This window comes from Flavobacterium cupreum, from assembly GCF_003996965.1.
Lineage (GTDB): Bacteria > Bacteroidota > Bacteroidia > Flavobacteriales > Flavobacteriaceae > Flavobacterium > Flavobacterium cupreum.
The window spans coordinates 1-18632 of record NZ_QWDM01000007.1 but is presented as its reverse complement, the minus strand read 5'-3'; the positions used below and the strand labels follow the sequence as shown (position 1 = coordinate 18632).

The following is an 18632-nucleotide window of genomic DNA, read 5'->3' as shown; positions in this document are numbered from 1 at the left end:
AATTTTATGAAAAAAATCTACTCTTCGTTTCTGTTACTGGTCTTTACTATCGCGGGTTTTGCGCAAATCCCGTCCGGTTATTACAGCACTGCCACCGGAACCGGTTACACTTTAAAAACACAATTATACAACATCATTAAAGGCCATACCGATAACGGATATGCCGGATTGTACACGACCTATCAAACCTCGGATGTTGATAATTTCTACGAAAATGACGGAACTGTTTTAGACATGTATTCCGAAAATCCATCAGGGACAGATCCTTATAATTACAGTACTGGAACAACGCAAAGATGTGGCAGTTATTCCGTAGAAGGCGATTGCTACAACAGGGAACACATCATTCCGCAATCTGTCTTTAATGAACAATCGCCAATGGTTGCCGATGCTCATTTTATCACACCAACCGATGGAAAAGTAAACGGAATACGTTCTAATTACCCGCATGGAACAGTGAGTTCAGTAACTTATACTTCTCAAAACGGAAGCAAATTAGGTTCCAGTGCCGTATCCGGATATTCGGGAACTGTTTTCGAACCTGTAAATGCTTTCAAAGGCGATATTGCCCGAATGTATTTTTATTTTGCCACCCGTTATGAAAATACCGTTGCAGGTTATTCTTTTGCAATGTTCGACGGTTCCAGTAATAAAGTATTTACAACTGCCTTCTTAAACGTACTTCTAGCCTGGAATGCACAAGATCCGGTAAGTGCGAGAGAAATCGCCCGAAACAATGCTATTTATGCGCGTCAGAACAACAGGAATCCGTATATCGATCATCCGGAATATGTCAATCAAATCTGGGGAGGTACACCACCATCCGGAGATACTACGGCGCCAACCGCTCCGACAAGTTTGGCTTCAACAACAAAAACAGCGACTTCTATTACACTTTCGTGGAATGCTTCAACAGATAATGTTGCCGTAACAGGATATAACGTGTATGCAAACAGCGTTTTAAAAACAACAGTTTCAGGTTTAACAGCAACCATTACAGGTTTAACAGCTTCTACAAGTTATTCAATTTATGTAAAAGCCAAAGATGCGGCCGGAAATACTTCTGCTTCAAGCAATACAATAGCCGTTACGACCAATAGCAGCGGAACCGGCGGAACTGCAACCGATTTGCTTTTCTCTGAATATATTGAAGGTTCCGGAAATAATAAAGCGCTGGAAATTGCCAACAATACAGGAAGCTCCGTGAGTTTAGCAGCCTATACGGTTAAAAAACAAACGAATGGTGCAGGTGCCTGGAGTACCGGTTTAGCCCTGAGCGGAACTTTAACGACAGGAAGTAAATTTGTGATTGTAAACAGTTCCATTTCTTCGGCTTGTTTTTCTACAAGCGCAGCCAATATTTCGACAAGCGGAACGGAGTTAATGTTTAACGGAAATGACGCTGTAGGTTTATTCAAAAACGATGTTTTGATCGATATCATCGGAACTTTCAATGGCGGAACTGCAAACTTTGCCATAGATGTTACCTTAAGAAGAAAATCGACGGTAACTTCTCCTTCCACAACTTTCAATTTGAGTTCACAATGGGATTCGTACACGACAGATACCTGCAATAACTTAGCAAGCAAAACAGCCAATGCAGCAAAAGAAGAAACTGCCTCCGATGCTGATGAAATTATAATTTATCCGAATCCTTCCAATGGAAATTTCAACATAGGCTATAATAACGCAGAGGCTCCTTATTCAATTGAAATCGTTTCATTTTCGGGACAAAAAGTTTTCGAAAAACAAAACATTAACAATCCTGAAATAGGCGTAAGCCACCTCGCCAAAGGAATATACATTGTTGTCATCACGAAAGATGAAAAAACAGTGTATAAAAAGATTATCATCAACTAATTTAAAATTAGATTCTCATAAACTAAAAGCGGCAAATTGCCGCTTTTTTTGTTGTAGTAAATTTTAAAATTTAATTTTCTCGCAGATTTTGCAGATTGAGCAGATTTATTTCTATTATAAATCCGCTCAATCTTTTATTAATCTTTGTATCCGCTTAATCTGCTACCCGAGCGATAGCGAACTGGCGAAGCAAATCTGCGGGAGATTAAAAAACAAAACCCAGTCCAACTTCTTAAATGAACTTACATCACTTACATGGTCAAAAAAAGCGTATGGATTTTTGCACGCAAAGTCGCAAAGCCGCAAAGTTTTTTATTTGCCAAGCTTAAATTCAAACTTTATACCCTTACCCTTTGCACCTTTGACCCTTTGCACCTTTGAACCTTTGTCCCTTTGAACACTTATATGGTAAAAAAAAGCACCCTTCATTTTTTTTAAAAGACTTCGTTTTCAAATTTGCGCTTACTATTTATTTACACTAAATTTGCACCTCAATACAACAAACTACACAAAATGATCCATTTCTTTGAAAACCAAAGCAAAACTGTTTTTGCAGTACAAACGCAAAACGAAATTTCGGCTCAAGACATTTCAAAACTAAACTGGCTTTTTGCCAACTCCAATAAGATCAAAAAATCCGCGCTGTCGGATTTTTTTGTTGGTCCCCGCGCCACGATGATCACACCCTGGAGTACAAATGCTGTAGAGATTACTCAGAACATGGGTATCCCGGGCATCATCAGAATTGAAGAATTTCATCCGGCAACGGAAGATTTTACCGATTTTGATCCGATGCTTTCTCAAAAATTCAACCAGCTGGATCAGGAAATTTTTACGATCAACGTACAGCCGGAACCTATTCTGGAAATCGATGATATTGCGACTTACAATAAAGTAGAAGGTTTGGCCTTAAGCCAGGAAGAAGTAGATTATTTAGACAATCTTGCGGTAAAACTGGGAAGAAAACTAACCGATTCTGAGATTTTTGCTTTCTCCCAAGCCAATTCAGAACACTGTCGCCACAAGATTTTCAACGGAACTTTTGTTATTGACGGTGAAGAGAAAGAAACTTCTTTATTCAAATTAATCAAGAAAACATCACAGGAAAATCCTAATGATATTGTTTCTGCTTACAAAGACAACGTTGCTTTTGTAAAAGGACCAAAAGTGCAGCAGTTTGCACCAAAATCAGCTGACAAACCAGATTTTTACGAAGTAAAAGAATTTGATTCGGTTATTTCATTAAAAGCAGAAACACACAATTTCCCAACCACGGTAGAGCCTTTCAACGGAGCTGCAACAGGTTCTGGTGGAGAAATCCGTGACCGTTTAGCAGGTGGTCAGGGTTCTTTGCCACTGGCAGGAACTGCGGTTTACATGACTTCGTATTCCCGTTTGAAATCGGCTGATTCTGCTCAGGATGACAGAAAATGGGAGAATGCAGTTGAAGAAAGAAAATGGCTGTACCAGACACCAATGGACATTTTAATCAAAGCTTCCAACGGGGCTTCTGATTTTGGAAATAAATTCGGGCAACCGTTAATTACCGGTTCGGTTTTAACTTTCGAACACCAGGAAAACGACCGTAAAATTGGTTACGATAAAGTAATCATGCAGGCGGGCGGAATTGGTTACGGAAAACTGGATCAATCGATCAAAAAGAAACCACAGGAAGGCGACAAAATCGTTATTCTTGGAGGAGAAAATTACAGAATCGGAATGGGTGGTGCTGCAGTTTCGTCTGCAGATACAGGAGCTTTTGGTTCAGGAATTGAATTAAACGCAATCCAGCGTTCGAATCCGGAAATGCAAAAACGTGCTGCCAATGCCATTCGTGGTTTGGTGGAAAGCGATCATAACCCAATTGTATCGATTCATGATCACGGTGCGGGAGGACACTTAAACTGTCTTTCTGAGCTAGTGGAAGAAACCGGAGGATTAATCGATTTAGATAAATTGCCCGTTGGAGACCCGACACTTTCGGCAAAAGAAATTATCGGAAACGAGTCTCAGGAAAGAATGGGACTGGTAATCGGTCAGAAAGATATTGACATTTTACAACGAATTGCTGACAGAGAGCGTTCCCCAATGTACCAGGTTGGAGATGTAACGGGAGACCACCGTTTTACTTTCGAATCTAAATCAAATGGTTCAAAACCGATGGATTATGCGTTGGAAGATTTCTTCGGAAGTTCTCCTAAAACGATCATGACCGATAAAACAATCGACAGAAAATATGCTGATGTTTCGTATACGGCAAATGACTTCGAAAGTTATTTAAAAGACGTTTTACGTTTGGAAGCAGTGGGTTCAAAAGACTGGCTGACGAATAAAGTAGACCGTTGCGTAGGTGGAAAAGTAGCCAAACAACAAAATGCAGGACCGTTACAATTGCCTTTGAACAACGTGGGTGTAATGGCTTTGGATTATTTAGGAAAAGAAGGAATCGCGACTTCTATTGGTCACGCCCCTATCGCCGCTTTGATTGATCCGGTGGCAGGAAGCCGAAATGCTATTGCCGAATCGTTATCAAACATTGTATGGGCTCCGATTAAAGACGGAATGAAAGGCATTTCATTATCAGCCAACTGGATGTGGGCCTGTAAAAACGAAGGCGAAGACGCTCGTTTGTACGCTGCCGTTGAAGGCTGTTCTGAATTTGCAATCGAATTAGGGATCAACATTCCGACAGGAAAAGATTCACTTTCGATGAAACAAAAATATCCAAACGACGAAGTAATCGCACCGGGAACGGTTATTATTTCTGCGGGAGGAAACTGTATCGACATCAAAAAAGTAGTAGAACCTGTTTTACAGAAAAACGGAGATTCTATTTATTATATCAATTTGTCCCAGGATGCTTTCCAATTGGGAGGTTCATCTTTTGCACAAATCAGAAATACGATTGGAAAAGAAACGTCTACTATAAAAGATGCTTCTTTCTTTAAAACGGCCTTCAATACGATTCAGGAATTGATTTTAGACGATCAGATCCTGGCAGGACACGATATCGGAAGCGGTGGTTTGATTACCACTTTACTGGAAATGTGTTTTGCGGATGTAAATCTGGGTGCTAAAATTGATTTTTCTGCTTTCGCGGAAAAAGATTTGTTGAAAATCCTTTTCGCTGAAAACATCGGAATTGTGTTCCAGGCAAAATCAAACGAAGCTGTTGAAGCTAAATTAAAAGGAAACAATATCGAATTTTTCAAAATTGGTTCCGTGCAAAGTACGCCAAGTCTGGAATTTGGAATTTATAATCTGGATATTGAGAAATATAGAGACATTTGGTTCGAAACTTCTTATTTATTAGACCAGAAACAATCTAAAAACGGAAGAGCTCAGGCCCGTTTCGAAAATTATAAAAATCAGGTTTTAAATTATACGTTCCCAACTCACTTTACAGGAAAAAAACCAGTAATCGACGCTTCGAAACCAAAACCTAAAGCCGCTATTATCCGTGAAAAAGGAAGTAATTCCGAGCGTGAAATGGCTAACGCTATGTACTTAGCTGGATTTGATGTAAAAGACGTTCACATGACCGATTTGATTTCAGGTCGTGAAACTTTGGAAGACATTCAGTTTATCGGTGCTGTGGGAGGATTCTCCAATTCAGATGTCTTAGGTTCTGCCAAAGGATGGGCCGGAGCTTTCTTATACAACGAAAAAGCAAAAACAGCTTTGGATAATTTCTTCAAAAGAGAAGACACATTGTCTGTCGGAATCTGTAACGGCTGCCAGTTGTTTATGGAATTGGAAGTCATCAATCCGGAGCATGAAGTACACGGAAAATTACTGCATAACGAAAGCCAGAAACACGAAAGTATTTTTACTTCTGTAAAAGTTCAGGAGAATAATTCGGTGATGTTATCAACTTTGGCCGGAAGTACTTTAGGGGTATGGGTTTCTCACGGAGAAGGAAAATTCAATTTGCCTTTGGCCGAAGAAAATTATAACATTGTTTCTAAATATGCTTACGAAGGGTATCCTGCAAATCCAAATGGTTCTGATTATAACACCGCAATGATGTGTGACAAAACCGGAAGACATTTGGTGATGATGCCTCATATCGAGCGTTCAACGTTCCAATGGAACTGGGCGCATTACCCGAAAGACAGAAACGACGAGGTTTCCCCTTGGCATGAAGCTTTTGTCAATGCCAGAAAATGGATTGAGAAAATCTAAAAAAAATATAAAACGCTCGATAATTCGAGCGTTTTTTTTTGCCACAGATTAAATGATTTAAAAAGATTTTTTTTTGCCACGAATTGCACGAATTTTCACGAAGTAATTAATTTGTAATGCGAAAAACCTGCCACAGATTAGAGGATTAAAACGATTAAAAATAAATTATAAAAAATTGCCCTGACGCTATCCCTATTAGCCAGGGTATTTTTTTAACGTTTTAGTGAGGAAGCGATTCCGGTTGCCATATTCGATACGCCGAAAGCAAACAATCCCGCAGCAATCGCACGCTGACCAGCAAAAAACTGATTTTCTACAATGGCATTGCTAAAGAAATGCCCGCCTATTAATCCGGCCACCAGTCCTAAAACAATAATACTGATATGACGCCATGGTTCCGGATCCGGTGGCGGTGGCGGCCATTTTTTCAATAAATCCCTTAGCCATCCCGGATAACCTGTACCGCACCACCCCATTATCAAAAAGAAAGTTGTTTCCATCTTATATGTTTTTTAAAATAACGCCTACTCTTTTGCTTTTCGGCTTACGCTTTTAATTCATTTCAAAATTACCTGCTGCAGGCTTTATATCTCTTATGTCACTTCCTGTTTTTTACAGGGGAAAAAGACCCATTTTATTCTCCTTTAAAATCCTTGAGCAACAGAGGAAGATGATTGTAATATGATCTTATGTCCCTTTAACCGCACTATCCCCTTTTTTAAGGAAAAACTACCCGGAAATCAATTTTCAACCGGGTAATTTCCCTTTGGAAATGAATTGTTTAAAAAAAAATTCATTCTTGCAATTTGGATTGATTTTTTTATTGAAATTTGAACTATATTCGCCATAAAAATCCTGCCAAGGGATTTTTTTGAAAGCCCAAAAACAACTAAAACCTACAGAGAAATGAAAATTTTAAAAGCATTCCTTTTTGCATTATTTTTTATAGCTGCGCAATCCTATTCACAAGAAATTAATATCGATAAAATTGTTTTTAAGGGCCGCGAGCGTTATATCACGACTACCATTGCTTATCCGATACAGGGAACTTTTTTACCTATCGGGCAAAAAGAGCCGAGTACCGTATTAAACCCTGACGGAACAGGAGTGATTCAGGACGAAGATTTAAGCAAAAAAAAGATCAACTGGGGAATTGAATGTACAGAAGAAGGTGTTCCCGTTTTTAAGGAAGGCTTCAACAGTAAATCCTATACGTTCTGGTACCGAACCAATGATAGTGATGAGTGGAACTACACCCAGCTTTCTATACATTTCGCCAAAAAGAAAATGTTCCTGATGGGAGAAAGAGTAAAAAGCTACGAAGATTTTAATGTGCAATAAACTGCAGTACTCCAATTAAACATTTCTTGCTTTTTTCTAAAATTTGCTATAAAAAAGAAAACGTTTTCGTTGATTTTTAATAGTACCTGTAATTTTTGCCATAAAATTTCATAAAACTAAAAATTATACCCATTTTTTATTTAATTTGCGGTAAAATTCAATATATTAAACATGGTTTCAATCACACGCCTTTTTGATTTCCCTTATTATCAACAAGAAACATACGATCTTCCGGTTGCTCTGGCAACCAAAAAAAATGGAGCCTGGGAAAAAACATCCACTCAGGAATATATTGCTAAAGCTAATGCCGTTTCAAGAGCATTATTGCGCATGGGCGTTCAGAAAGAGGATAAAATTGCATTAATCACTTCTAATAACCGCACGGAATGGAATATCATGGATATTGGTATTTTACAAACCGGGGCACAAAACGTTCCGATTTATCCGACGATTGCTGAGGAAGATTACGAATATATTTTAAATCACAGCGGAAGTATTTACTGTTTCGTCTCCGATGACGAAGTGCTTCAGAAAGTAAATGCCATCAAAGCGAATGTTCCTACGTTGAAAGAGGTGTATTCGTTTAACGAAATTGCAGGCTGCAAACACTGGTCAGAATTACTGACCCTTGGGGCAGACGAAAGCAATCAGGCTGAAGTAGAAGCGAGAAAAGACAGCATTCATGAGAATGATTTAGCTACTATTATTTACACCTCAGGAACTACAGGAAGACCTAAGGGAGTCATGCTTTCACACAAAAACATTGTTTCGAACGTGTTGGACAGTGCCCCGAGAATTCCTTTTGATCCGGGGAAAAGCACCGCATTGAGCTTCCTTCCTATTTGTCATATTTTTGAAAGAATGATTTTATACATCTATCAGTATTATGGCGTTTCTGTTTATTTTGGAGAATCAATTGATAAAATCAGTGATAACCTGAAAGAAGTAAAACCAACCGTGATTACGGCTGTTCCAAGACTTCTGGAAAAGGTTTACGATAAAATTTACGCCAAAGGTGGCGAATTAACCGGAATCAAGAAAAAATTATTCTTCTGGGCTATTGACTTAGGTTTAAAATACGAACCTTACGGCGCCAATGGTTTCTGGTACGAATTCCAGTTAAAAATTGCCCGAAAACTTATTTTCAGTAAATGGAAAGAAGGTTTGGGAGGAAATTTAGATTTAATGGTTTCCGGAAGTGCCGCTTTACAGCCCCGTTTGACAAGAGTTTTTGCCGCTGCCCAAATTCCGGTTATGGAAGGGTACGGTTTATCTGAAACTTCACCGGTAATTGCCGTAAATGACGAAAGAAACAAAGGTTTCAAAATTGGAACCGTTGGAAAAGTAATCCGTAACGTTGAAGTAAAAATTGCGCAGGACGGAGAAATCCTCTGCAAAGGACCAAACGTAATGTTAGGCTATTTCAAAGACCCTGAAAAAACAGCAGAAGCTTTACAGGACGGTTATTTCCACACCGGGGATATCGGAGAAATTGACAGCGAAGGTTTCCTGAAAATTACAGACCGTAAAAAGGAAATGTTCAAGACTTCTGGCGGAAAATATATCGCTCCGCAATTGATCGAAAATGCCATGAAACAATCGCGTTTTATCGAGCAGATCATGGTAATTGGTGAAGGCGAAAAAATGCCGGCCGCTTTTATTCAGCCTAACTTTGAATTCGTAAAAGAATGGGCCAAAATCCATAAAATTACTTTAGGAAGTTCCAATGCCGAAATCGCTTCCAATCCGGATGTTATCAAACGTATCGACGAAGAAATCGAAGGAATCAACGAAAAATTCGGCCACTGGGAAAAAATCAAACGTTTTGAGTTAACTCCCGATGTCTGGTCTATTGATGGCGGTCAGCTTACTCCAACTTTAAAATTGAAACGTAAAATCATCAAAGAAATCTACAAAGATCTTTACGCTAAAATTTACGGGCAAAATTCATAATCAAAATAATATAACCAACGAAAAACGGCTGTCATCTGACAGCCGTTTTTTTTATATAATAACCACTTCTTTCATCTATACACCAGTAATTTCATCATTGTACCACTTATTTCATCCTTCAGTAATTTTCTGCGATAACAAATTAAATTCGCGTGAATTTTATAACTAAAAGCTTTCTTCAAAGAAAATTATAATTGTAAGTTTTCAATAAATCAAAGAACTACGATTATAAAATTATTTAAATAAATTAGTGATGAGTACACAAATATTACCCTTTACCATTAAAGTAAAAAAGAAAACAGTCTATGGCCTAATTGCTTTTTTTGGACTTTTTTTATTTCTAAGTATCTATTTTTTTTGGCATGGATCAGGGCATCTTTTCACAGAGGAGTACTACGACCCTGAAATTCTAATTATTGGGCTCACGGGCACTGTTTTTCTTACAATCCTATTGCATCGTTATATTAAAATCTTACAACTAAATAATGGCTTTGCACAATTATCTGATTCCGGTATTGAATTTTTCGAAAAGAAGTATTCCGGAATAGGCCTGGTTCCCTGGAATGACATAAAAGGCTATTGCGAAGATAAAATGATATTGCATATTCAGGCCAAAAAATCAGATGTTTTCATCAACAAAATTACTGATATAAGAACCCGTAAAAAAGCAATTAAAAAAAATATAGGCAATAATGTATTGTTTTCTTTAAATCTGACAATTATAGATTGTGATGAAGTAACACTAAAAAAAATACTGCACAAAAAAATTGAGGAAAATAATAGCGAAAAAAATCCCGTATTGATTCATGATTAGCCCATAAAATACATTGTTAAATCAAATACATAAAACATGATATATTATTACCAAATTAAGTACACGCCACTTACAGCAGTACTTTTACCTAATGAAGAATGTCCAGTTTGTGGCAAAACAAACACTATAGAAGTGGTACTTTACATGCGATACCTCAGGTCTCTGGTCCCTTTTTTTGGAATGGGAAGAACAACCGAGGTATACTGCACCTCATGCGATCATGTTATAAAAGATCCCGCTGCCCCATTTTATGCAAAAAAGAATTACTCGTCCGGAATTGCAGAGAACATCAAAAATATCAGGGCCAGTCACAAGCGAACATGGTGGCAATTGATATACCCGTGGACAATTTGCTGGTTAATGCTTGTGTTGGCAGGCTACGGACTAATAAATCAGGCTATTATACAAAAAAAGATCAGAGATAATCAAGAACTTCTTGAAAATCCTGTGATTGGCGATATTTACAAAGTATATATTTATTCCCAATTTCTGGATGTAAATACTACTGATCAGCAGGGTATGTTCACCTTGTTCAAATTAAACCATATAAGTGGAGATACCCTTTTCATGATTTGCAACAAAGAATATCCTTTAAATTATGGTTTTCAGGAAAGCGATTGGAAGAACTTATCCCGAAATGATGATGCATTTAAAAGTAAAACGTATAAAATTAGTTTTCAAAAGCTTCTGGACACCACTTCAGAAAGACCAATTTGGCAATATTATGATAAAACAGCTCTGGATTCTATTCGCAAAACTAGTCCGAAAAATAATGAAACAGGTCAATTTATTGGTCGATTATGTCATTATAATACTCAATTAAAGATTATCGAAAGACCTTAACTAAACAATTAAAAATAGGTACGAAAAAATGTCTTTGCCGAAGCAATCCTGAATGGCAACCTGAAAGAAGGTGATCTCTTTTAATCAGGAAAATAATAGAAAACTATCTGATCTTTTAACCAAAACCAATCAGAAACTATCGGCAACCGCCATAGTATTCTTTGAACAATGGAAAGATAATGCGTCGCTTAAATCATTGATTAAGCAAATTTTAAAATAAAGAAAAAATTAAATTAATATTTAACAGCTAGCTAGTACTGAAACACTTAATATCCAAAAAATAATTTTAACCAAAATTTTCACTGAAAAATCCAGCCAAACCTCAATAATTTTATATTTTTGAGAAGCTACGCACCTTTTATTTTTATCAATTCAGTCAACAAATAAGCATGAAAAAACACCTGAAATACATAGATGGAAATTCCGATAAGTTCTGTTGGAAAGAGTAATTGCGTACCAAAATAACAATGAAGAAATTGATTCTGTCGATTTGGCTATTGCGATCGCGCGTATGCCAAGGGAAAATGTTGAAGAAGCCATTCCGTTATTAAATCAGATAGAAGGCGAAATGAAATCGCTTTTGTCATTCTGTCTTGGTGTTGATGAAGAAATTAATTTAGATTCAACTTCTTTGTTTTCTAAACTTCTGGCAACTATGGGTAAAACAACCAAAGAAACCGGAAATTTATCTTTGTGGGCGGTTGCCGCCAGAACTTTTTATCCAAACGATACTTTCCCTCAATTTGAAAATACATATCTAAAAAGTGTTCCGTTTGTAGTGGCTCCGTTTGAAACTGAAATTAAATTTAAAGAAAAATGGAACGAATGGACGAATTATCAGACCAAGGAAAAAGAAAGAACGCCATCATGGTACGAACTGAAATTAGATTTTCCTAACTACACAAAAATCCCAAATTACTTACTTTACAGTCAGGATATCTACAGCCGTTCAAACAGCTGGGATTATGGTTTAAATTATTCCGGAAATACTTTTTACTGGCACAGTTTAACACCACAGAATTCAGACGCACTGGCTTTGATTTTGCTGCATAATTCTACAATTGCAGATGGTTCAAAACCGGAATTAAAAGGATTTTTGGATGTAGTAAACAGACCGGAATTTAGATTTTCAGAAACCACATTGCTTTTATTTGCCGTATGTTTCTTTCAGGAGAAAAAAGATTTACGATTACTAGCCTCTGAAGTTTTGATTCAGTTAATAGAAAAACAAGCTATTGATGTTGCGCTTTTTGCTCAGAAAATAGCCTTTCTCGCCACCGGAAAATACGGTGTGTTTTTAAGATTGGTCGACGGACTAATTGCTCTGAAGGATGTCTCATCCCTGCATAATAATGCTTTATTGAAGTTATTAACATCGTTCTTTGAAAATCTTGATTTAAAAGAAAAATTACCAACCAACTTCAGGAAAATAATAGAAAACTATCTGGATATTTTGACCAAAACCAATCAAAAACCATCGGCCAAAGCTCTAGTATTCTTTGAACAATGGAAAGATAATGCGTCGCTTAAATCATTGATTAAGCAAATTTTAAAATAAAGAAAAATGACAGATCTCGAATATAATTACAAAGGAATTTCAACGTACAGCAAAGCAAAAGGCATCAACAATCTGGTTCTGGCCCATCAGACCGAAATTGAAGAAGTCAATAACATTCCGTGTTTTTTCTGGGGAAGCCTGACCGATCCTTATGTCACGGCAAAATGCTGGACAACGATTGCCAAAGTAGTCCGTTCCAGTTTTGGGCCAATTCCGCCAAGTCTGCGCGATCCAATTGTATCGGCAGGATCAGAGCGATTGCGTTTCGAAGGGTTTTCGTCCTGCAATGGTGTGTACGTACGGCTGGACATGAAACCCGAAGCGATTGATGGTGAATTTATTGCCAACGGAACCACTAATGTCGATTTTAATGACCCGATGCTGAATGCCTTAAATGCGATTCAGAAAAACGAAAAAGTAACCCTTGCCGTGGGTCAGCAGGAGGTTCAGGTGATTACCAGCAAAGCAAAAGTGACCGAGAAAAAAGTAACCTTGCCCATGCGATGGATCAAAGGTTTAACAAGCGTTCAGTTGTATCTGGCAGATATGGATCTGAAGTTTGAACTGAATAAAATTCAGACGATCCAATTGTTTCAGAGTTTACCAAAAGGGTCTGTAAAGGGTGATTTTTTTATAACAAAAAGAGCCGGCAAATTTATGTTTTCGACCTTGGCTACAACCGACAGCGTTCGAATTGGCGGCGTACAAAGATTGCGTCTTTTAGAAGGAATCCTGGCTATTGTAGATAAAATTTATATTTATGAATCGTCAGACAAACAAACTTGTGCAATAGTGGCCGAATTTGGAAAAATGCAGCTTTTAATGGCTTTTTCTCCCGATTCGTACCGTGGCTTTTCAGGAGAAGGAAATGTACTGGAAACCATGACCGAAAACTTACCCATAGAATGGGTGTACGGATTAAACAGCTTATTAAAATCGAATGAAACTTTTGATCCTACCATGCTTTCTATTGAAAATGATATTGATTTCGGCACTATGGATAATCTGACTTCCAACTTATCCTCAATGGGATTATTGGGCTATGATTTAAGCGAAAAAGCACATTTCTACCGACGTCTTCCTTTTAAAACGGAGCGAATTTTATCGCTAAATCCTAGGCTTAAAAATGCCAAAAAACTTATAGATAACGAAGACATCGAAATCGTCGAGCGAAGAGCGGGTTATATCGAAGCTAAAGTAAAAGGTTCCGGTGTTATACACAAAGTAATTATCGATATTCATTCGCAAAGATGTACCTGCGACTGGTTTACCGCTTATCAGGGCAAAAGAGGCATTTGCAAGCATATTCTGGGAGTGAAGATGATCGTTTCTTAGTAATAACAATGCAGATATAGCAAAAAAAATCGCCCTACAATGGGGCGATTTTTTTTATCTATTTATTCTTATTATGAAGTCGCTATAATTTATAAAATGCTGCTGTAAGATAAAAAACCGTATCGATAAAAAACAGATTACTATCAAAAGTCAGAACATTTTCGTCGTGCAAATCTTCAAGGATAATGCCTGCTTCAGGATTAAAATAATCGTTATTTCTGGTATTTATAAAACCGTTTGAAATTAAAAATTCCCCTACGTATTCTAATTTTGTAGTACTATTAGATTCTACAAATTTCTGTTCGACAACAGCATAAAGTATATCCTTTTGTTCATAAAACCCGATTAACTGGTAAGCGGTATCCGGAAAGAAGTAATTATGTAGTAGTAAACTATTCAAATAATCTTCCCAGAATTCGTAGTAGATAGTATCGTTAAGCTTGATTACTTTATGTTTGTTTTGAAGATACACTTTTTGCTCAGCACCCGAAGAGATAAAAGCATTAATATTTATATAGGTAATCCAAAAACTATTCCTGTTACAAAATTCTCTTATTAACGCTCTTTCTTCACTTTTGATTTGCTTTCCTGACTCAAACGTTCCGCCTGGGCTCTTGCTTTTTCTAAGGTAACGGGAGATTGTTTGGATAGTATTTCCATGCCTAACCTGGCTCTTTCCTGAAATGATATTTTGTAGTTCATGATCCATGATTTTGTATACTGCAAATATAGAAATAAATAGTAATTAACGCGTTGGGGGTAATGTACTGAAATGCTGATTTGATCTAATAAACAAAAGGGCTTCGACTCCGCTCAGCCTGACACTAGTTTCGAATTACACCAAACGGGTTAATGCAAAACGGCCGTCAGATGACAGCCGTTTTTTTTTACTAGTTTAGTATTGTTTTATGCTTAGTTTGCTTTCGTTACACTAATTTTTTCCAGTGTTACTTTAGCATCTCCGGCTCCTGATTTTTTTATGATAATTTCGAAGTTCTTGTCTGTATTGACTAAGTCATCTGAAATATAGTAGGAGAAATTCAGTTTTATCCCGTCTTCGCTTATCGGATGATCGTCTTCCATGCCATGATCGTGGGCTACTCCAAAGAAAGTCATTGTGCCTACATACTGATCTGCTTTGCCCGGATATCTAAGGAAAACGGTATAATAATCTTTCGGTTCTTTGTACACCGCTACACTTAAATTTAGAACTAATTTAGAATTGGCACTTTTAAAAACTTTATTCGTGCTTTTGGCGAATGTACTCGTTACTTTATGACTAAAAGCACTAGTCCCAAGCACCTTCCCTATTTTTTGTTCCCATACCACCTGCTCTTTTGAATCCTGAAAGGCAATTTTCTTTTTTGATGCCGTTTTGTTGGAAGCTAAAACCGGAGTCGTAGAGCCGTAAAGCAGGTTATCATATTTATAATCCAGATTAAAAACAATCTTGTATACTTCTTCCATCGTATAGGTAATATGTTTGCCATCTGGAGTGATAAACTCATAAGGCCATGGATTCGCTTTTAGGTCTTCCAGACTCGGACGCTGGCCATAAGCCGAAACATCCCAGGATTCCCAAATACGGTCAATCATACTATGGTGCAGCCAAAAAACAGGGTCAAATCCGGCAGACGGAACATTTGCCATTAAACCTGAATATTCCTTCTGGTAGATTTCATTATAATATGTTTCACCCGGATTGGCATATTCTCCGCCTATAAGATCGTGCATGTACCCGTGAGGTGCAATTTCGAGGTTTTTGCTAAATCCGGCTTTTCCGCTAAAAGAAGGGTTGGTTTGCAATTCTCCCAGTGCCGACTGAATCTGATCGACCTGATCCGGAAGAATCGGCTGTCCGTTGTTCAGGATACTGTATCGGGCTGCCGTATACAAAGAACCCGATTTGTCTGTTAATTGTGCCGGCATAATGTTTTCGGTCACTTCCTTGCTGCCGTAATTCCAGTACGGAAGAGCAAAATCTTCTTTTCCGGATAATTCACGGACAATTTTTTCTAAGTACCAGATGTACATTCTGTGCCATAAAAGAAAATTCAGAGACGCACTGTCTGATCCGTTGTGAGTACAATCTGCCCATGCCCAAAGTTTATCTTTACTGGTCTGATACTGCGGACAAAGTACATTTTTGCCATTAATAACCGTCGGAATATTGTGTATCGCTCCCTGATAGTACCAGGCCAGGCCATTATCGCAGCCCATGGCACGCATTTTTTCAAAAGCCGTATTCATGGCTGTCAGATTGGCTTTTCCTTCAGATGAAGTGACATCCCAACGCGTATATTTCGCATTGGCATTACCCTGACCAAAGGATAATCCCGTGATCAGTATAATAAAGAGTAAGTTGGTAATTTTTTTCATGTTGTTTGTTTTTGGGTGAATATTGAATTAGTTCGTTTTCTTAAAGCACTTCGACTTCAAAGGTTAAAATCTTGGCATATGCAGGATTGGCTTTATCGTAAATCTTAAATTTTACGGTACCATTGCCTTTTTTATTCTCCGGAAGTACATGTATGGCAATAAATCCCTGCTGGTCTGCATTGAGTTTATTAAAAGCCGAACCTTTTGGAATTCCGATCTGGCAGGCGCCATGCTGACACATCGAACAATCCCATTCTTTAGGAAAAGTATTCGACACTGTTTCCCAAACCAGATAGATGGGTTTGCTCGAAATGTTTTCGACCTTAATTTTAGAAATATCCAGTCGTTTCGTTTTCAATACGCTCTCTTTATTGGTGGCATTGCCCACTACCGAAAAAGTAGGTTTGCTCTGTGCAAAGGAGAACGAAAACGAAAAAAGGAGTATGAAATAAAATAGTGTTGTTTTCATAATAGTTGGTTTAAATATTAATAAAATACCGGAATACCGGCGTTGTAGCTTATTTTTTTGGAAACCGGATCTGTAAAGTGATAGCCGATCTTTTCCTGATCTGAAACATTTTCTAAAAAAACCTCCAGCTCCATGCATTCGCCCGGAGGAAGCTGTACTTTACATGCTCCGGAAAATGTGGTCAGGTTCTTCTCATTTCCTGAAATTAACCTGACTTTTGCCTGAGGCGGAAACTGTATTTCGTTCCCGTACAGCCCCGCATTAACCAGACGCAGCAACACGGCCTCTTTTTTATTCGCCAATACTTGCAAGCCTTTATTTTTAGTAGCGATCTGGCCATTAATCAAAAAGTACTGCGGTTTAAAATCCGGCAGCACTACGGGCTTATTGCTCGTATCGTATGCCGTACCCATAATCGCATCGGTATGCCATATAGGATCAATTTCAGTACTGCACCATAGTACCTCAGCCAGAACTTTAGCGGGTAAAACATCGGTTTCTTTTGAACGTATGATAATGACCCCAAACATGCCTGCCTGAAGATTAAACGGATAATTTTCGGGACTATAATACAAATACGTTCCTGCTTTTTGAGCCACAAAAGAATAAAACCCATGTTCCATATGGTGCACCGGCTCTTTTTTGGTCATGACTTCATTTTCGGCAGTACGCTGCACAAATTCAATATCCCGGCAATACAACGACACCGGATTTCCCTGCGAAATATTCCAGAAATCGATATTGATGCTATCTCCCACTTTCATATCGATCTCCGATCCCGGCAAAGTAACCTGTCCCGAAAGCGAGTTTGTAAAACCAAAAGTCCGAATCGGGGCCTTTTTTTCAATGGACAGCTTTCCTGTGGTACGGCCAATAATTAATCGTTCGTTTTGAGAAAACAAAAAGGTGCTGACGAATAAAAAAGAAAATACCAGTGTAATTTGATTCCGTTTTTTCATTGATAAACTCCCATTAATATGACTGTACCGTATTGGCCAATTCAAATTTAGAGCTATTGCGAGTTACACAACTGCGTACAAATACCTGATTTTGTAGTAAAAATCCCAGTTTAAGATTGTCCTAATTTCCTGTATAGATGAGGATTCCCGGAATGAAGTTTTGTTTTTATAAGAAAAATATTTCTTTAATTACGGTGTTCAAGGCTTAGAAAGGATTTGATTCCCCTTTAGCCAAATCGATCACAGGTTCTGATGGAAAAATATTTTTTATTACTTTTGCTTAAAATGTAATCTTTTTATTACATTTGTTTCTGTCAAAAAATGGCACATGAAAAATTTTCCGTTGTGAAACAAAAATTAAAATGAAAAGCAAAATAATTGTGTTGTAAAAATTTCTGTTGAAATAATAATTACAACAAAAAACCTACAACAATTCTGTTGGAGAAACTCATGTTGAAATAATAATTACAACAAAAAATTTACAACAATTCTGTTGGAGAAACTTATGTTGAAATAATAATTACAACAAAAAAAACTACAACAACCGTGTTGTAAAAAAGAGAATAGAAATTAAATGGTAAACCATATTAAAATACAATAACCCCACCCTAAGTGATGAAAGAGGAGAAACAATTTGGAGAACTATTTGGATTCAGGCACAATGAGATAGCCAACATAGTGGGTGTATCGCAAGGGCTCTGGTCGATGTATGCAATAGGAAGACGCAGTCTGCCAACAAGAGCCTACCTAAGACTGGCCAAAATGATCCTTTTTGAAGAACAACAAAAAAATAACCCTCCAGCTGTACGGCTGGAAAAACCGGTCAATTTGACCACCTAATTCCGGAGTAAATTGACCACCCGTTCCGGAGCAAACTGACCACCTAATTCCGGAGCAAATTGACCACCAGGTTTTGTGGTGAATTAAGTATTAAAA

16 protein-coding genes are annotated in these 18632 nt (G+C 37.7%); 10 read left to right on the top strand and 6 right to left on the bottom strand.

Translation table 11 applies throughout. The features are described from left to right. Nucleotides 1–6: 6 nt before the first annotated feature. Both D0817_RS11930 and purL read left to right on the top strand, forming a co-directional pair. Complete coding sequence (locus D0817_RS11930) at nucleotides 7–1860, top strand: endonuclease (RefSeq protein ID WP_127338603.1); 1854 nt, start codon at nucleotides 7–9, stop codon at nucleotides 1858–1860. Between the two features lie 513 nt (nucleotides 1861–2373). Beyond that, a complete protein-coding gene (gene purL / locus D0817_RS11925; protein WP_127338602.1) occupies nucleotides 2374–6045 on the top strand; it encodes a phosphoribosylformylglycinamidine synthase in 3672 nt (1223 codons plus the stop codon). Between the two features lie 212 nt (nucleotides 6046–6257). On the opposite strand, the gene D0817_RS11920 is transcribed toward purL, so the two are convergent. Continuing rightward, on the bottom strand, nucleotides 6258–6545 hold the full coding sequence (locus tag D0817_RS11920; protein WP_127338601.1) for a hypothetical protein: 288 nt from the start codon (nucleotides 6543–6545) through the stop codon (nucleotides 6258–6260). A gap of 406 nt (nucleotides 6546–6951) precedes the next feature. Here D0817_RS11920 and D0817_RS11915 point away from each other — a divergent pair, with 406 nt between their 5' ends. From D0817_RS11915 to D0817_RS11890, 7 genes are all read left to right on the top strand, one after another. Beyond that, nucleotides 6952–7386, top strand: coding sequence for a hypothetical protein (locus D0817_RS11915; protein ID WP_127338600.1), 435 nt, complete (start codon nucleotides 6952–6954; stop codon nucleotides 7384–7386). Nucleotides 7387–7557: 171 nt separating this feature from the next. Further along, entirely contained in the window at nucleotides 7558–9339 is a 1782-nt protein-coding gene (locus D0817_RS11910; RefSeq protein ID WP_127338599.1) for an AMP-dependent synthetase/ligase, read from the top strand. 253 nt (nucleotides 9340–9592) lie between these two features. Further along, on the top strand, nucleotides 9593–10153 hold the full coding sequence (locus D0817_RS11905; protein ID WP_127338598.1) for a hypothetical protein: 561 nt from the start codon (nucleotides 9593–9595) through the stop codon (nucleotides 10151–10153). Nucleotides 10154–10189: 36 nt separating this feature from the next. Further along, entirely contained in the window at nucleotides 10190–10996 is an 807-nt protein-coding gene (locus tag D0817_RS11900) for a hypothetical protein (RefSeq protein WP_127338597.1), read from the top strand. Nucleotides 10997–11066: 70 nt separating this feature from the next. Continuing rightward, entirely contained in the window at nucleotides 11067–11216 is a 150-nt protein-coding gene (locus tag D0817_RS26525; protein WP_368773379.1) for a DUF7825 domain-containing protein, read from the top strand. Between the two features lie 216 nt (nucleotides 11217–11432). Then, on the top strand, nucleotides 11433–12554 hold the full coding sequence (locus tag D0817_RS11895) for a DUF7825 domain-containing protein (protein ID WP_238160861.1): 1122 nt from the start codon (nucleotides 11433–11435) through the stop codon (nucleotides 12552–12554). A gap of 6 nt (nucleotides 12555–12560) precedes the next feature. Continuing rightward, complete coding sequence (locus D0817_RS11890; RefSeq protein ID WP_127338596.1) at nucleotides 12561–13889, top strand: SWIM zinc finger family protein; 1329 nt, start codon at nucleotides 12561–12563, stop codon at nucleotides 13887–13889. An 82-nt stretch (nucleotides 13890–13971) separates the two neighbouring features. On the opposite strand, the gene D0817_RS11885 is transcribed toward D0817_RS11890, so the two are convergent. The 5 genes from D0817_RS11885 to D0817_RS11870 form a co-directional block, all read right to left on the bottom strand. Beyond that, nucleotides 13972–14412: a putative polyvalent protein kinase domain-containing protein gene (locus D0817_RS11885; protein WP_238160875.1), complete on the bottom strand. Its 441-nt coding sequence runs from the start codon at nucleotides 14410–14412 to the stop codon at nucleotides 13972–13974. A gap of 32 nt (nucleotides 14413–14444) precedes the next feature. Next, nucleotides 14445–14591, bottom strand: coding sequence for a hypothetical protein (locus D0817_RS26220; protein WP_230701950.1), 147 nt, complete (start codon nucleotides 14589–14591; stop codon nucleotides 14445–14447). 210 nt (nucleotides 14592–14801) lie between these two features. After that, nucleotides 14802–16268 (bottom strand): tyrosinase family protein, encoded by a 1467-nt coding sequence (locus D0817_RS11880; RefSeq protein ID WP_127338594.1) that lies wholly within the window; start codon nucleotides 16266–16268, stop codon nucleotides 14802–14804. 40 nt (nucleotides 16269–16308) lie between these two features. Next, nucleotides 16309–16737 (bottom strand): hypothetical protein, encoded by a 429-nt coding sequence (locus tag D0817_RS11875; RefSeq protein ID WP_127338593.1) that lies wholly within the window; start codon nucleotides 16735–16737, stop codon nucleotides 16309–16311. Between the two features lie 17 nt (nucleotides 16738–16754). Next, a complete protein-coding gene (locus D0817_RS11870; protein WP_238160860.1) occupies nucleotides 16755–17696 on the bottom strand; it encodes a multicopper oxidase domain-containing protein in 942 nt (313 codons plus the stop codon). 612 nt (nucleotides 17697–18308) lie between these two features. On the opposite strand from D0817_RS11870, the gene D0817_RS11865 reads away from it, so the two are divergent. After that, on the top strand, nucleotides 18309–18536 hold the full coding sequence (locus D0817_RS11865; RefSeq protein WP_127338592.1) for a hypothetical protein: 228 nt from the start codon (nucleotides 18309–18311) through the stop codon (nucleotides 18534–18536). Nucleotides 18537–18632 lie beyond the last annotated feature (96 nt).

Coding starts and splice junctions, on each gene's coding strand:
- D0817_RS11930 (WP_127338603.1), top strand. CDS start 7: ATGAAAAAAATCTACTCTTCGTTTCTGTTACTGGTCTTTACTATCGCG.
- purL (WP_127338602.1), top strand. CDS start 2,374: ATGATCCATTTCTTTGAAAACCAAAGCAAAACTGTTTTTGCAGTACAA.
- D0817_RS11920 (WP_127338601.1), bottom strand. CDS start 6,545: ATGGAAACAACTTTCTTTTTGATAATGGGGTGGTGCGGTACAGGTTAT.
- D0817_RS11915 (WP_127338600.1), top strand. CDS start 6,952: ATGAAAATTTTAAAAGCATTCCTTTTTGCATTATTTTTTATAGCTGCG.
- D0817_RS11910 (WP_127338599.1), top strand. CDS start 7,558: ATGGTTTCAATCACACGCCTTTTTGATTTCCCTTATTATCAACAAGAA.
- D0817_RS11905 (WP_127338598.1), top strand. CDS start 9,593: ATGAGTACACAAATATTACCCTTTACCATTAAAGTAAAAAAGAAAACA.
- D0817_RS11900 (WP_127338597.1), top strand. CDS start 10,190: ATGATATATTATTACCAAATTAAGTACACGCCACTTACAGCAGTACTT.
- D0817_RS11890 (WP_127338596.1), top strand. CDS start 12,561: ATGACAGATCTCGAATATAATTACAAAGGAATTTCAACGTACAGCAAA.
- D0817_RS26220 (WP_230701950.1), bottom strand. CDS start 14,591: ATGAACTACAAAATATCATTTCAGGAAAGAGCCAGGTTAGGCATGGAA.
- D0817_RS11880 (WP_127338594.1), bottom strand. CDS start 16,268: ATGAAAAAAATTACCAACTTACTCTTTATTATACTGATCACGGGATTA.
- D0817_RS11875 (WP_127338593.1), bottom strand. CDS start 16,737: ATGAAAACAACACTATTTTATTTCATACTCCTTTTTTCGTTTTCGTTC.
- D0817_RS11870 (WP_238160860.1), bottom strand. CDS start 17,696: ATGAAAAAACGGAATCAAATTACACTGGTATTTTCTTTTTTATTCGTC.